The organism is uncultured Bacteroides sp., from assembly GCF_937912035.1.
Lineage (GTDB): Bacteria > Bacteroidota > Bacteroidia > Bacteroidales > Bacteroidaceae > Phocaeicola.
Window position 1 is genome coordinate 77,854 of the sequence record NZ_CALDPF010000002.1, and the last position, 15,984, is coordinate 93,837.

Here is a 15,984-nt window from a genome sequence, read left to right on the forward strand (position 1 = left end):
CCAAACTTTAAAAATAGTTGGAGGCTATTTTATATCATAACTTCTGTGCTATATAAAAACCATAGCTATAATAATCCTTGTACTTTTTGTAAAAGTCAACTTCCTGTATATCCCTTTGAACTATCATCTTAGCGGTTTCATCATTACCAAACTTCGCCAAAAAATCCTTATGACTTTCCAAAAGAGGAATGTAATAATTATCCAGCCAGCAATCTTCAGAAAGTATAAAATGACCAAGTACTTTATAGCCCGCTTCTTCAAGAATTCGGATTTTTCCCGCAACGGTGTCCATCTCAGAATATTCTCCGTTCCAAAAGTCTTCCAACTCTTTAGGACGGACATTAGTTATCCATGATAATTCAGAAACAGCCAAAATTCCACCAGACTTAATAAAATCTTTCCAATAGTTTATACCTTTCCTGAAACCAATATTATATACAGCACCCTCAGACCAAATAACGTCAAATTCCTCTTTTTCAAAAGGCAGACTATCCATTGATGCAGTCAACGTTTTGATTTGGGCAGACATATTCTCTTCTTTAGAATTATCTTCCAGTTTATCAAGAAATTCTCCAAACAAATCAACTGCAACAATTTCGCCCTTAAGTTTTTTAGCCAATGAAATTGTCTGACCTCCTGTTCCACAACCTATATCAGCTATCTTATACGACTTGTCAGTATCTATTTTAGCCAGTTGAATTGCAAGGTTTACAGCCTCATCACTACCCGGTCCCTGTCTTTTGTTGTTACGATGCATATGAATCATCAATTCCATTTCATCCATATTTCTGTTTACTATTTACTTTCCATACAAAATTATAAATTTCAATAGACATATAAAAGAGAACAAATACTTTTCTACACTAAAAGTGCCTGACATATTGAACAAGAAAAAATGAAATATTTCTCAAACAAAATTGGTTTCTCAGTTTTTTTTGTACTTTTACGTGTCTTATTAGTTTATTGAAAACAACAAAATTGACAAGATGACTGCCAGTGAGTATATTTATTTATAAATTCATACAGACATTTCTTGGTGCTGACTATAGTCGACACCACTGCTCACTACAGTCAGCAGAACTGCCCACTATAGTCGACAGCACTGCCCACTATAGTCAGCACCAGAATCTGCACTGTCATTTTCAGTTTAAAATAAAAAAAGAACCTAAAACATAAATTAAAAACCAAGATACAATGTACAACAACACGTTTGGAAATATATTCCGTCTGACCAGCTTCGGCGAATCGCACGGAAAAGGCATAGGAGGAGTTATTGACGGCTTCCCTGCCGGAATACATATAGATATGGATTTCATCCAAAAAGAACTCGACAGAAGAAAACCCGGACAGTCTGCCATAACAACGGCACGCAAGGAATCTGATCAGGTTGAATTTCTCTCCGGTATATACGATGGAGTTTCTACAGGATGCCCCATAGGTTTCGTGGTATGGAACACCAACCAGCATTCAGGCGACTATGACAATATGAAGGAAGTTTTCCGCCCGTCGCATGCAGATTTCACATATACCCAAAAATACGGACTGCGTGACCATCGCGGAGGAGGCCGTTCGTCGGCACGCGAAACAATATCACGCGTAGTTGCCGGAGCACTTGCAAAAATAGCCTTGAAACAGCTGGGAGTTGAGATTACAGCTTACACATCGCAGGTGGGCGAACTGAAACTCGACAAGGATTATACTTCATACGATTTGAACGAGATTGAAAAAAATCCTGTAAGATGTCCGGACCCTGTTATGGCTCATACTATGGCTGAACTCATTCTGAAAACAAAAGGTGAAGGAGATACTATAGGAGGAACTGTAGATTGTGTGATAAAAGGATGCCCAATCGGTCTCGGCCAGCCGGCATTCGGCAAACTACATGCGGCACTAGGTAATGCAATGCTTACAATCAATGCCGCCAAAGGATTCGAATACGGACAAGGATTCGGCAACATGAACATGAAAGGAAGCAAGCAGAACGACATTTTCTATAATGACAACGGAAAAATAGCATTCCGCACGAACCGTTCCGGAGGTATCCAAGGCGGTATTAGCAACGGGCAGGACATATACTTCAAAGTTGCATTCAAGCCTGTTGCAACAGTACTCATGGAACAGCCAACTGTAGATAAAGACGGAAACGAAACAATCCTCAAGGCGAGAGGACGCCATGACCCTTGCGTTCTCCCTAGGGCAGTACCAATTGTGGAAGCTATGGCAGCCATGACCATACTCGATTATTATCTGTTAAACAAAACAACAACTCTATAACCATGGAAATAAAAAAATACATTGAAGAAAACGAACAGCGTTTCATCGACGAACTTTTCAGTCTGATACGCATACCTAGCATCAGTGCCCTACCTCAGCATAAGGAAGACATGCTGGCATGCGCCGAAAGATGGAGACAACTCCTCATCGAAGCCGGTGCAGACGAAGCTATTATCATGCCCTCACAGGGAAACCCACTAATATATGCCGAAAAGAGAGTAAATCCTGATGCGCCTACCGTATTGATATATTCCCACTACGACGTGATGCCTGCAGAACCGCTTGAACTCTGGAAAAGTAATCCGTTTGAACCGGAAATAAGAGACGGACACATCTGGGCCAGAGGTGCCGATGACGACAAAGGCCAGGCAATGATTCAGGCCAAAGCTTTCGAATATATGGTACGCGAAGGACTATTGAAACACAACGTAAAATTCATTTTCGAAGGAGAAGAGGAAATAGGTTCACCAAGTCTTAATGCTTTCCTGAAAGAACACAAGGAACTGCTTAAGGCAGATGTTATCTTAGTATCGGATACAAGTATGCTTGGCAAGGATCTTCCATCATTAACTACGGGCCTGCGCGGACTGGCATATTGGGAGATAGAAGTTACAGGTCCTAACCGAGATCTTCATTCAGGACATTTCGGTGGTGCTGTGGCAAATCCAATCAACATATTGTGCAGCATGATAGACAAGATTACTGATGCCGACGGACGTATCACCATACCTCATTTCTACGACGATGTGGAAGATGTTCCGGCAGAAGAACGCGAGATGATTGCAAACATACCTTTCGATGAAGAGAAATACAAGAATGCTATCGGAGTGAAAGCTTTGAAGGGCGAAAAAGGATATTCAACTCTTGAACGCAACAGCTGCCGCCCTTCGTTCGACGTATGCGGTATCTGGGGAGGATACACAGGCGAAGGCTCGAAAACCGTACTTCCTTCGAAAGCATACGCAAAAGTATCATGCAGACTTGTGCCACACCAGAACCACGAAAAGATTTCACAACTGTTTGTTGACTACATCAACGAAATAGCTCCTGAATACGTACAGGTGAAAGTAACTCCTATGCACGGTGGCGAAGGCTATGTATGCCCTATTTCACTTCCTGCATATAAGGCAGCCGAAAAAGGATTTGAAAAAGCATTCGGCAAGAAACCTCTGGCAGTACGCCGCGGAGGTAGTATTCCTATCATAAGCGATTTCGAACAGATTCTTGGAATAAAGACAGTACTGATGGGATTCGGACTTGAAAGTAATGCCATCCATTCTCCAAATGAGAATTTCCCTCTCGACATATTCCGAAAAGGAATTGAGGCTGTGGTTGAGTTCCATAAGGAATACTCAAAATAACAGTTAATAACCAAAAAAATCTCCATATCTACCTTGAAAAGGTGATATGGAGATTTAATATTATCAGAACAACTTCTGCGGATATTCTCCGGATTCAATTAATTTGTTAATCTTATCTACTACAGACTGTCTATCCTCCGGATAAGTGACTCCAAACCAGACACTGTTGGTCTCAAGTACCTTCACCGATGCTTTAGATTCTTTTATCAGGTAATCAATCAGCAATGGAATAAAGAATTCACTTTTGATATTGTCAATATTCTCTGTCAGGAACTTTATGAAATACTCATTGCTGTATTTAAAATAATCAGGTGTAAATCCCCAGAAATTCATACTAACAGGAGTTGAATCATCAATAGCAACCCAGTTTTCATTTTCGTCGAGGTATTTCACGCTACCGTCCATTCTCTGGATTTTAGTTCTTTCCACTATAGACACAAGATTATTATCAGAATCAGTCTGACATATACCTCTTGAAACAGTACCGCTTTCGCTCAAAGTGTTTCCTATCGAGAAACCAACCATAGAATATCTGTTTTCCGTTCCTTCTGACAGATTTGAAAGATATTCAGCCATCACTTCAAAAGAATTTCTTCCGTAGAAGTCATCACAATTGATTACCGCAAAAGGCTCTTTAATAACATCTGCGCCCATCATAAGAGCATGGTTTGTACCCCATGGTTTTGTACGTTCTTCAGGACATTTAAACCCTTCCGGCAATTTATCCAGACTTTGGAATACTATTTCGCATTCTATATGCTTATCATATTTTGATATGATTTTTTCTCTAAAATCATCTTCAAAATCTTTACGGATTACAAACACCAGTTTTCCGAAACCGGCATTTATAGCATCATAAATAGAATAATCCATAATAGTTTCCCCATTCGGTCCCAGACCATCCAATTGTTTGAGACCACCATAGCGGCTACCCATACCTGCCGCCAATAAGAACAAAGTAGGTTTCATTTCTTCTCTTACTTTTTAAATTATTAATATGTCATTTTTTTGGCAAAGTAACCTTAAACAGTTCACTAGGCCTATGTTCCTGATAAATAATATCTACCATACGATTGACGATCTCAGGATGTTGTCCAGCAATATCATGATCCTCATGTAAATCATTTTTCAAATCATAAAGATGCGGAACACCTTTTTTAACAACAAGTTTCCAGTCGCCCATACGCACAGCCATCTGGTTCGTTTCATGAAACTCCCAATAAAGGAACTCGTGTTCCTTCTGTTTTTCATCATCACCTGTCAGTGTCGGCAAAAACGAGATACCATCGAAACAGTCTCCTTCCAGTTTCTTGTTGATGTATTTTTTAGGAAACTTCTTGTCTCCGATTATATCACAGAATGTCGGCATGATATCATAAAAAGCCAACTGATGGTCGTTCACTGTACCAGCTTCAACCTTTCCTGGCCATTTAACTATAAAAGGTACTCTTATACCACCTTCATAGCACTGCCTTTTCAAGCCTCTTAACTTTCCGTCTCTTCCAAAGAATTCAGGATCGGCACCACCCTCTTCGTGAGGACCATTATCGCTGCTGAAAATCACGATAGTGTTTTCGTCAAGTCCTTTCTCCTTCAGTTTTGCCATTATCTCACCTACGTATGCATCCAGACGTGTTATCATACCGGCAAATTCTGCATGTGTGTGCACCGCTTCATTATATCGACCTCCTTTACTTCCTCCCCATGTCTTGTCATGGAAGAATTTTTTCTTATAGAATTTCAGGATAGAGTCATTTGGCTGAACAAGCTCTGCATGAGGGAGAGTATAAGTGAAAAATCCATAGAAAGGCTTATCGGCAGACTGTTTGTCAAGCCATTTCAAAGCCTCATGATGAATCATATCAGCAGAATACTGTGTCCTTTTCCTGTAGTCATCACCGAACATAGGATAATCAATATTCTCATCAAGCGTAATTCTTATTGTTGCAGTATCCCCCGCAGACTTACTGTAACGGTTCAGGAAATTAGGATAGTACAGATGAGCCTGGAACTGACATATATAACCATAAAACTCGTCAATACCTCTCTTGTCCGGAGTAGAAGAAGAGCCCTCGTATCCTCCAGCCCATTTACCGAACATACCTGTAGTATATCCGTTCTTTTTCATTATCTCAGGCAGAATTATATGGTTAGGATCGTATGGTTCCTGTCCCACAACAGTATATTCGTCATTGTCTCCATACTTCATCAGTGGAGATTTTCCCCAATACTCTTTGTTACCCCTGACGTGTCCGTGTCCGGAATGCTGTCCTGTCATGATGGTAGAACGCGAAGGTGCACTGACCGGACTTCCGGCGTATGCCTGAGTAAACAGCATACCTTCACTGGCCATTCTGTCAATATTAGGAGTTTTAATATACTTCTGTCCATAACAAGCCAAATCGCCATATCCCATATCATCACACAAGATGAATATTATATTAGGTTTGGAATTATCCTTTTTTGATAACATTTCAACAGGCTGATTTGCAGCTCCGCAAATATTAGTAGTTGCGAGAGCTGCAATCATAGCCGTTTCATAACATAATAAATTATTGTTTTTCATGATAATATCTCCTTAATGTTTTCCGTTTTCCTTATAAATTAATTTCCATCTTTCCTCCCATGAGTCCGACGAAGCATAACTGTTAAGATATTTTACTCTCCAGTCGACTCCGGAACATTTTTTCTTTAACTCATCTTTCTTTATTTTGAAAGGACTTATAAGATTATTCTCAAACATGTGAGTCAAATCATTCAAAATGTACATTGTCTCAGCTCCTGTTTTTACATTATCCAACACAGCCAGTACATCATCCTTTGAGAAAGATTCACCCAATTCTGACAAGAAAACCATGGCACGGCTCCTTACAAAACTTCTTTCGTCAGTCAACAGTTTCTCTGCATATTGTTTCAAAGCTGAAGCTTTCTTTGCGAAATAAGAGCATGTAGTCAGAGCCCACATACGTTCCACCGCGTCATCCGATTGCAATGACTTCTTCAGCATATCCTCTACCTTAGCTGAATATTTCTCTGTTTGCAATTGGGCAATATCGGCAAATTTCTTTATTCTACCTCTATTGTTACTACCCCATGTGGCAGGATTTGCCATACCCTCTTCCAAAACAACTGTTTCCGGGAAGAATCCCAAATCTGCTTTCTTTACCAAATAAGCATTAAGTTCATTCCTCATTTCTGCCAGAACTTTTTTATACTTTTTATCATTGGCAAGATTATTCATTTCATAAGGGTCTTTTTCCAGGTCATAAAGTTCTTCCGGTCCGAAAGGCATGAAGAAAGAAGACTGATTTTCGTTAAGTTTTCCATCTACGAACATATCCTTCCATTCTCTGAAAGACAACTGCTTGTATCTGTACAATGCGAAGAGAGACTGTGTGTGATACGGCTGATAATTTCTTGCATATCTGTACTTGCCTTTTCTCAAAGTTCTGTTGAATGCATAGAGTTCGTCAAACCTGTCTCCATAACCAACAATGAAATCTTCTTTCTTTTCCTCACCCAAGAACGGCTGTCCGTCCATCTGTTCAGGCACTTCAGCACCAGCAAGCTTAAGGACTGTAGGAGCAAAATCCATGAAAGACACAGGCTTATCGGCCACACTACCCTTCTCTATTCCCAGTTTGTCTCTCCATTTTTCAGGTACATAAACCACTAGCGGAACGTGTATTCCTATATCATCTGTATATCCCTTTGTTCCCGGAAGCGAACCGCCATTGTCACCGAAATAGAATATTATAGTATTGTCCAGCACACCTTCTTCTTTGAGCATAGATATAAGTTTGCCAAGTTCCTCATCAGAATCATGTATTCTGTCATAGAAAGTAGCGTATGTATATCTTATCAGTTCTGTATCCGGAAGTGACGGATGCAGATAAACCTTAGAAGGATCATGTACAGTCTTTACGTTGCTGTAAGTTTCTTCATCAAACTGCAGTTTAGATTCATGAGTGAGCATATTGCTTCTTTGGAAAAAGAAAGGCTGACTCTTGTCTGTCCTGTTTTTCCATGAATCAAGTTCACCCTTAATATTATCCCACGCGGTCTTGTCCAACTTCACATTGTAATCTGTCTTTTGGGCATTGCACGTATAATATCCTGCCTCTCTAAGATACGAAGGAAACATTCTCAGTCCTTCGGGCATTGTCATGTTCTGCAGACGGCGATGGAAACTTCCGGCAAATCTCGGTGCATAACATCCCGTAATAAGAGTTGTTCTGGCTGCAGAGCTGACAGGAGCATTACTATAGGCATTTGTATAAGTCACTCCGTTTTGTGCCATCCACGAAACATTAGGAGTTTCGGCCCCGTTGCCATTATTATAAAGTGCAAGATAATGTGTAGAAAGGTCCTCAGTAAGGAACCACACTATGTTAGGCTTTTCATTATTGTTAGTATCAGCCATCAATGGCAATGCACTGAAGCATATTCCCATTGACAAAATCGGAAATCTAGTATTCATTTCGCAATTATTTTAAAAAGTTCTTTTTATTAAATCATAATCCGCCTTCGTAGTACGGATTTTTCTCAGTAGGTATTGGAGCGTCAGTATCAGATATCCATTTCTTTAGTTTCTTCAACATCACGTCTGCCACCTCAGGATATTTTGAAGCCACATTATTTTTCTCCATTATATCCTTATCCAAATCATACAGCTCGAATGTATCAGTTTCATAGAAATAAATCAGTTTCCACTCGCCGGAACGTACTATAGAGAAAGGAGTAGCACGGAAATCCATTCCACTTTTTTTATACGATTCCAGATAAGCAGGAAAATGCCAGAACAAATCCCTGTCCTTGAATTTCTTTTCCGAACCGTTTAGTAAGCAGGAAATATCCTCACCATCGAGTGACTTATCGGCCTTACCTCCTGCCATGTCAACAAGAGTAGGATAGAAATCAACACCACTTACAGCAACATCACATTTACTTCCCGCCTCAGTATGTCCCGGCCATTTTACAATGAGAGGAACTCTTATTCCACCTTCATACGGCATACCTTTTCCGCCACGAAGCATAAAATTGTCAGTCACCGGTTCCGAGCCACCATTGTCTGATGTAAACACTATGATTGTATTGTCTGCCACACCCAAAGAATCAAGTGTATGGCAAATACGTCCCACACAGTTGTCAAGACTCTCCATCATTGCTGCATACACAGGATTCCTGTGATACTTTCCTTTTTCCTTATTCTGATATTTCTCTATCAGACTGGCAGGAGCTTTTAGCGGAACATGCACAGCATGATGAGCCATATAAAGGAAAAACGGCTTGTCACCCTTGGAAGAATCAATCATAAACTTAACAGCTTCATCAGTAAGCCTGCCTGTGAGATACTCTCCTTCCTTACCTTCATCAAGTCCCGGATGACAGGCACCTTTCTTTTTATTACAATAAGGATAAAAATAAGAATACGGAGTTCCTGCACGGCATCCGGCAATATTCAGGTCAAAACCCTGCGACAAAGGTCCTGTTCCATCATTATCATCGCCCAAATGCCACTTACCTACATGACCGCAAGTATAACCCTCTCCCTTCAGGGCCTCACCCAAAGTCACGAAATCTGCCCTCAAATCCTCAGTATTTTCTATCGGTATAAGTTTCCGTTTCTTCTTGTCCCCTCTGGCAGAAGGACTGACGGTAAATATGCCATGGCGCGGAGTATACATTCCGCTCATAAAGCAAGCCCTGCTCGGTGCAGAGTTTGCAGCCGCAGCATAAGCATTCGTGAAAATCATTCCTTCCGAAGCAAGGCTGTCAATATACGGAGTTTCATGATAGTCACTTCCTGTATAGCCAAGGTCGTTCCATCCAAGGTCATCGGCCATTATGAAAACGATGTTCGGCTTTTCATTTTTTGCTGCACAACCCAATGAAAACATTAATCCACCGGTTGCAAGAAATATCCTTCCTAACATAACCTTGTTTCTCCTAATCTACAGTAATCATACTTCCCCACCAGTCCTTATTAGGTTTCCAGTCTTTTCTCAACATATTGAGTCTTTCCTTTTCTTTCTGTTCAAGGACTTTTGTTTTCCATTTCAGCTTGACCTTGGCTTCTTCCTTTGGATTATATTCCATATCTGCCACAGGCATCTTCGCTCCAACATCTTTCAGCCATTCATCAAGTTTGCCCTTAAGTTCCTTGACTTTTTCCGGATACTGGATATTCAAAGGCTCACTTTCGCTTAAATCAATGGAAAGATTATAAAGTTCGCATCTTAAATCCTCGTGATAGAAAATCAGTTTCCAGTCACCGTCACGTATTATAGAACACGGTTCACCACCCTGATTTCCATAATGCGGATAATGCCAGAATAAAGACCTTTCCGCTATATTTCCACCGTTAAGTAACGGCATAATACTTACTCCATCCACATGTTGCTGTTTCTGCAGCGGCAATCCTGCAAAGTCAAGAATCGTAGGATAGTAATCAGTACCGATAACAGGCACATCGCATTTGCTGCCGGGATTCTTGCATCCGGGATACTGGATCAACAACGGTTCTCTTATTCCACCTTCCCATTGTCTTCCTTTTCCACCACGCAATGGTAACAATGAGGTTGAATAAGCATCACCTGACGTCACTCCACCATTGTCTGATGTGAATATTACAAGAGTATTCTTGTCCAGTCCCAACTCTTCCATATTGTCAAGCACATAACCTATCGCATCATCCATTTGTCTGATTAGCCCTGCATAAACCGGATTATCCTGGGTTTGCCTTACCGGCAATGTTCTGTCCACAGCAAAACCCTTCTTGGCTATTCCCATACTGTCAGCCTTGTTTCTGAAATATTCCCAATTCTCTTGAGTCGTTTCTATAGGTCCGTGAACAGCATAGAAAGACAAATAAGCAAAGAACGGTTTCTTTTTCTTCTTCTGTTCTTTCATGAACTCAACTGTCTCACGTCCGAGTCTCATAGAAAGATTCTCACCTGCCGGTCCATCTTCAAGTTTAGGATTATTATATGGACTGAAATATCCTCCTTTGGGATTTCCGGCAGACCATCCACCCTTATTTATCATAAAACCATGATCTTCCGGCCATGAACCTTCCTCTCCCAGATGCCATTTTCCGGCAATAAAAGTAGTATAACCATTATCCCTCAGACATTCTGCTATCGTATATTCATTCTTACTGAGTTCCATGGCATATTCCGCAGGAAGGACTTTGCTGTGTCTGTTCATCTTACGCCAGTCCTCACCCCATTTTTCCCCTATCCAGTCCGTCACCCCATGTCGTGGAGTATATTTACCAGTCATTATGCTGGCACGCGAAGGACTCGAAACCTGACATGTGGCATAAGCATTAGTAAACAAGACACCATTTGCAGCCATCCTGTCCAAATTTGGTGTTTCATAATATTTACTACCCATACAGCCTAAATCATTCCAGCCATAATCGTCTGCCAGAATAAAAAGCACGTTAGGTCTTTCCTGCTTTTTTTCTACTTCTGCAGCATTCGCTGTAATAATTACATTTGTCAGTCCCAATATTCCTGCCGACAAATAGAATTTCCTGTTTCTCATTTTTTCTTCTGATTTTTAGGTTTCCAACTGAATTCTTTACTTTCAGTTCTTGCTTTCTGGGCAAGTTTTCTCAGTTCTTTAGCCTTTTCAGGATTAGAAGCTATTATATTTTCTGATTCATCAGGGTCTGTATTCAGATTATATAACTCTTCTACCATTTTTCCCGGTTTACTCATATTAAGTCTTACCAGTTTCCAGCCATCCTTCATGATAGACTGCTTTCCACCCTGCTCATAAAATTCGTAGTAGATGTATTCGTGCTGCTTAGGATTCTTGTCCGCACCTTTCAGTACAGGCAGATAAGAAATACCGTCGATACCTTCAGGTACATCAGCTCCAACAATCTCCGCTACTGTAGGAAGAAAATCCCAAAAAGTAGAAATATTGTCAGTTGTTCTCTTTTCCTTAATAACAGCAGGCCAGTTCACCACAAAAGGAGCTCTTACACCACCTTCATACAAATCGCGTTTGTATCCGCGGAAAGGACCGTTTGAATCAAAGAAATCAGGTTCGTGGCCTCCTACACAATGTACACCATTGTCGGATGAGAAAATGAAGATTGTGTTTTCCCACACACCTTCCTTCTTCAGCAAGTCAATAATCTGACCAACGTTCTTGTCAACTTCACTTACCATCGAAGCATACGCTGCCTTTGGTTTCATCTGAGTTTTAAAACCGGTTCCCTTGTTGTTAATATATGGCTTTTCAGGGAATGCATCCTCATACTGACTCAAGTCCGGATAATCCAAATCCGCATGAGGTGGTGTAACCGCAAAATATGCAAAGAAAGGACTGTCCGCATTTTTCTTGATAAAATCGAGTCCTTTTTCCATTATCATGAAATGGCTGTAAACCTCACCGTTCAGCATAACTTTCTTTTCATTCTCATACAGATATTCAGGGTAATAACGATGAGCAGCCGACTGGCTAAGATATCCGAAGAAATAATCGAATCCCTTGTTTATCGGACTTCCCTCTGTACCTGGACCGCCAAGCCCCCATTTACCGACACACATTGTCTTATACCCTTTCTTCTTCAGGATCTCAGCAACGGTCACCTCTTTTTCAGGAAGAGCCAAATCAAAAAAGCCTTCCGGAGTCTTCTGTCCTTTATTGCCTCTAACGAATGAATGTCCCGTATGTTTTCCAGTCATAAGACAACATCTGGAAGGTGCACTGACTGTAGAGCCGCTGTAATGGTGAGTAAATAACAGACCGTTTTCAGCCAGTTTGTCAATGTTAGGAGTTTTGATTTTTGTCTGTCCGTAACATCCCAAATCACCGATACCCATATCATCGGCCAATACAAAAACGATATTAGGCAATTTTTCCTGTGCCTGTACATAACTTCCGGCTGTTAAAGCCGCCAATGCTAAACCTGCAATCTTTTTATCAATATTCATGGTATGTAAAATTAAAACATTATCTAGAACTATCGCAAATTTAACCGCTTTAATATAGTATAAAGGGGGATTTTCTATTCAAATACGATGACAAATTATTCAACACAAAAAAAATCAGGGTGTCAAAAAGAATAAAATCTATTGACACCCTGATGCGAATTATATGGATTATGAAAGATGTGAAAATGAAATTACTATAGATTACTAAAATAATTGTATGACAAAACCATATCTATAGTTTCTCAGTAATACTCTATAGTCCACATGTACAGGATTACCCCAAGAGTTATCTCCTCCTACACCCATCTGACCGTAATCAAGATTCAGGAAGAGATTCTTTTCCTCTTTCAGGTCGATAGTGTTTCTTATAGGCTTACCGTTCACTTCATAATTTTCTTTAGGAGCATACTGTGCATTGAAGCAGATAGGCTGCAAACCTGTCACCTTCATGGCATGACCATCCTTAGATGTAAGAGTCAGTTCTCTCACGTCAGTCCTGTAGCCATTTTCCTGCGGTCTGGTGTAGATATATGCTAATTCTCTAACAGGCATTTCATAACGTCCCAATAGAGCGGAAGTCTTTCTGTCCGCATAGTTTTCCCATGGTCCTCTTCCGTACCACGATGCCTTTTCAAGTCCGCCGTTCACTTCAAACAACTGTCCGAGTCTTGGCATTGAAAGTTCGCGTTCCGCATGATAGTAAACAGGAAGGAAATCATTCTCTATCTTCACCGTAGCATCAGGATAGATGGTATATACAGTGTTGAACCATGCATCGGAGAAGTCCTCTTTCTTAGGATTTGGATTACACTTTATCAGAATCCTGGCATAAACCTTAACTGTTTTTATAACCTCTTTTCTTTTCACCTTTTCAGTTACAGCCTCAGTATAAATAGTGTCAAGCTGGCATCTCTGATGAGCTGTCTTCCAGTATTTCTCCTTGAACCAACCGTCATTGTCTATCTTCACGCGCCAGAAGTCAGGATGTACATCATTCTTCAGGAACTCATAACCGTTCTTGGTCAAAGCTGTCATCTGACCTGTAGCAGTGCTGAAAGCCACATTGAAGCCATCATTGCCGACAATGATTGACTTATCCGTTTTTTCCACGCTCAAAGTCTTGTCTGTTTCAGCCGGAACAAATTCAGGTCTGTACCAGTTCAATGCTATCTGTTCGTAAGCCACTTCATATCCGGCAGGCAAAAGATTCTCAGCATTCTTGGTTCTGAATTCCAATGTAATGAAATACTCCTTATCATCACCGATAACTGTAGTATAAGGAATCTCAAATCTTTCAGACGACAGAGGCTCTACATCAAGATTCAGACTACCCTTTTCCACTACCTCACCGTTTGCCTCGATCTTCCATGACTGGGCATACTTGTTCAGGTTGGTAAAACTATGGTTATTGGCTATCTCAAATTCCTTTTTAGCGGCAGAAATCATTTTGACTCTTATACCCTGGAAGACCTTCTTGGCTTCGTAAGCATGAGGATTATATCCCCTGTCGGCATTGATAAGTCCGTTCATACAGAATGCACCGCTGTTTTTGATGTTCTGAAGTCCGAAAGCACCACCATAGTCAAGGAATCTCACTCCGTCCCTGTAGTCTTCCATAGCCTGGTCCACCCAGTCCCAGATAAATCCGCCCTGAAGAGAAGGATATGCCTCAAACAAATCCCAGTAATCCTGGAAGTTTCCAAGACTGTTACCCATGGCATGAGCATACTCGCACAATATAAGCGGACGGTAAGTATCAGCCGACAAAGCATAGTTTCTCACCTTATCCATTCTCATATACATAGGACAGAAGATATCAGTATGCGCCTGAGTACCTGCCTGTTCGAACTGTACCGGACGTGTAGTATCAAAAGCCTTGAGTTTCTTGTATGCATTTCTGAACACAACACCATCGCCACATTCATTACCCATAGACCATATTATTACGGAAGGATGATTCTTGTCTCTTTCCACCATTCGGAAAATTCTGTCGTGATGTATATCCTGCCATGTTATATCGTCGGCAATATGATGTTTCGGGTTATAAGGAGCCTGAAGAGTGGCACCCAATCCGTGAGATTCTATATTAGCCTCATCGCAGATATAAAGACCGTACTTGTCGCAAAGTTCATACAGATAAGGGTCGGCAGGATAATGGCATGTTCTGATTGCATTGATATTCAGTTTCTTCATCAGTTCCACATCCTTTTCCACTGTTTCCTTCGGAACATAATGACCATACTTTGGATGATGTTCATGTCTGTTCACACCTCTTACATATACATAAGTACCGTTTACGAGCAACTGAGCATTCTTTATCTCCACCTTACGGAATCCTACTTTTGACGATACATAACTCTTTTCACCATCGATATCAGACTCTATCAGCAAAGTATAAAGTTCAGGAGTCTCGGCAGTCCATTTTCTTACATTCTCTATTTCCTTTCCGAATGAATATGTCGCAACCTTTCCCTTGCTGACTTTTACAGTCTTTACTTCCTCCATTACAGGCTTGTTGTCCTTATCAAGAAGCTGAACTTTCAGCTGTCCTTTCTGAGTCTTACCTGAAGCCTTCATGTCTACATCAAGACTGAACTCACCATCCTTATATGCACCATCAAGCGATGCAACAACACTGAAATCCTTGATAAATGTCTTTGGAGTGGCATAAACCCATACATCACGCTTTATACCCGCCAGTCTCCAGAAATCCTGACATTCCAGATAAGAACCTATTGAGAATCTGTAGACCTCTACAGCCACCATATTCTCACCCGGCTTCACATACTCAGTGATATCAAATTCAGCCTGCATCTTCGAATCCTGCGAATAACCGACTTTCTGTCCGTTCACCCATACATAGAACGATGATTTCACTGCGCCGAAATGAAGTACTATGCGCTTGTCCTTCCAGTCCTGAGGAATACTGAAATTCCTGCGGTATGAACCTACCGGATTCCAGTCCTTACGCACTACATGAGGATAAGGACTTCTGTCCAGAGCGAACTCATACGGATGATTCTCATAAAGCGGTTTGTCATACCCCTGCAAAGGCCAGCTTCCCGGTACGTCAATTTCGTCCCAGTCGCTTACATTATAATCTATCTTATAGAAATCAGCCTTTCTGTCTGCCGGTTTCTCTGCAAACGAGAATTTCCACTTACCGTTCAACGACACATTCATCGGGCAGTTGAAGTATCCGCCTTCGATGGCTGTTGCCTTATCATTATAATACCAAAACGTAGCCCTACCGTCTTCACGGTTTACGCCTGTCACTGATTTATCTTCGTATTCAAGAAGATTTGTGGCATTTGCAATACAAATACACGTTAAGAAAAAACTTAATAATTTAGTTCTCATGATATTTAATTTTCAAATTTAGAATTAAAAAAATG

The 15,984-nt window shown here is 40.8% G+C and carries 10 protein-coding genes; 2 read left to right on the top strand and 8 right to left on the bottom strand.

Annotation, left to right across the window (positions count from 1 at the left end; all coding sequences use genetic code 11):
- Positions 1 to 34: 34 nt before the first annotated feature.
- A complete protein-coding gene (locus tag Q0486_RS00330; protein ID WP_299229063.1) occupies positions 35 to 784 on the bottom strand; it encodes a class I SAM-dependent methyltransferase in 750 nt (249 codons plus the stop codon).
- A gap of 410 nt (positions 785 to 1,194) precedes the next feature.
- Here Q0486_RS00330 and aroC point away from each other — a divergent pair, with 410 nt between their 5' ends.
- Together aroC and Q0486_RS00340 are read left to right on the top strand one after the other, a co-directional pair.
- Positions 1,195 to 2,274 carry a chorismate synthase gene (gene aroC, locus Q0486_RS00335; protein ID WP_299229065.1) on the top strand — a complete coding sequence of 360 codons (1,080 nt, stop codon included), beginning with the start codon at positions 1,195 to 1,197 and terminating at the stop codon, positions 2,272 to 2,274.
- 2 nt (positions 2,275 to 2,276) lie between these two features.
- Positions 2,277 to 3,635 (top strand): dipeptidase, encoded by a 1,359-nt coding sequence (locus Q0486_RS00340; RefSeq protein ID WP_299229068.1) that lies wholly within the window; start codon positions 2,277 to 2,279, stop codon positions 3,633 to 3,635.
- A gap of 63 nt (positions 3,636 to 3,698) precedes the next feature.
- Here the strand turns inward: Q0486_RS00340 and Q0486_RS00345 are convergent, their stop codons facing one another.
- The 7 genes from Q0486_RS00345 to Q0486_RS00375 all read right to left on the bottom strand — a co-directional run bounded on the left by Q0486_RS00345 (position 3,699) and on the right by Q0486_RS00375 (position 15,949).
- Positions 3,699 to 4,604 carry a sugar phosphate nucleotidyltransferase gene (locus Q0486_RS00345; RefSeq protein ID WP_299229071.1) on the bottom strand — a complete coding sequence of 302 codons (906 nt, stop codon included), beginning with the start codon at positions 4,602 to 4,604 and terminating at the stop codon, positions 3,699 to 3,701.
- Positions 4,605 to 4,635: 31 nt separating this feature from the next.
- Positions 4,636 to 6,108, bottom strand: coding sequence for an arylsulfatase (locus Q0486_RS00350; RefSeq protein WP_299229194.1), 1,473 nt, complete (start codon positions 6,106 to 6,108; stop codon positions 4,636 to 4,638).
- Positions 6,109 to 6,213: 105 nt separating this feature from the next.
- Complete coding sequence (locus Q0486_RS00355; protein ID WP_299229073.1) at positions 6,214 to 8,115, bottom strand: sulfatase-like hydrolase/transferase; 1,902 nt, start codon at positions 8,113 to 8,115, stop codon at positions 6,214 to 6,216.
- A gap of 34 nt (positions 8,116 to 8,149) precedes the next feature.
- Entirely contained in the window at positions 8,150 to 9,571 is a 1,422-nt protein-coding gene (locus Q0486_RS00360; RefSeq protein WP_299229076.1) for a sulfatase, read from the bottom strand.
- 13 nt (positions 9,572 to 9,584) lie between these two features.
- The gene (locus Q0486_RS00365) at positions 9,585 to 11,186 is read right to left on the bottom strand and encodes a sulfatase (protein WP_299229079.1); all 1,602 of its coding nucleotides are present in this window, start codon (positions 11,184 to 11,186) and stop codon (positions 9,585 to 9,587) included.
- On the bottom strand, positions 11,183 to 12,589 hold the full coding sequence (locus Q0486_RS00370) for an arylsulfatase (RefSeq protein ID WP_299229081.1): 1,407 nt from the start codon (positions 12,587 to 12,589) through the stop codon (positions 11,183 to 11,185). Before Q0486_RS00370 ends, Q0486_RS00365 begins: the two co-directional genes overlap by 4 nt.
- Before the next feature lie 204 nt (positions 12,590 to 12,793).
- Entirely contained in the window at positions 12,794 to 15,949 is a 3,156-nt protein-coding gene (locus Q0486_RS00375; protein WP_299229084.1) for a glycoside hydrolase family 2 TIM barrel-domain containing protein, read from the bottom strand.
- Positions 15,950 to 15,984 lie beyond the last annotated feature (35 nt).

Coding starts and splice junctions, on each gene's coding strand:
- Q0486_RS00330 (WP_299229063.1), bottom strand. CDS start 784: ATGGATGAAATGGAATTGATGATTCATATGCATCGTAACAACAAAAGA.
- aroC (WP_299229065.1), top strand. CDS start 1,195: ATGTACAACAACACGTTTGGAAATATATTCCGTCTGACCAGCTTCGGC.
- Q0486_RS00340 (WP_299229068.1), top strand. CDS start 2,277: ATGGAAATAAAAAAATACATTGAAGAAAACGAACAGCGTTTCATCGAC.
- Q0486_RS00345 (WP_299229071.1), bottom strand. CDS start 4,604: ATGAAACCTACTTTGTTCTTATTGGCGGCAGGTATGGGTAGCCGCTAT.
- Q0486_RS00350 (WP_299229194.1), bottom strand. CDS start 6,108: ATGTTATCAAAAAAGGATAATTCCAAACCTAATATAATATTCATCTTG.
- Q0486_RS00355 (WP_299229073.1), bottom strand. CDS start 8,115: ATGAATACTAGATTTCCGATTTTGTCAATGGGAATATGCTTCAGTGCA.
- Q0486_RS00360 (WP_299229076.1), bottom strand. CDS start 9,571: ATGTTAGGAAGGATATTTCTTGCAACCGGTGGATTAATGTTTTCATTG.
- Q0486_RS00365 (WP_299229079.1), bottom strand. CDS start 11,186: ATGAGAAACAGGAAATTCTATTTGTCGGCAGGAATATTGGGACTGACA.
- Q0486_RS00370 (WP_299229081.1), bottom strand. CDS start 12,589: ATGAATATTGATAAAAAGATTGCAGGTTTAGCATTGGCGGCTTTAACA.
- Q0486_RS00375 (WP_299229084.1), bottom strand. CDS start 15,949: ATGAGAACTAAATTATTAAGTTTTTTCTTAACGTGTATTTGTATTGCA.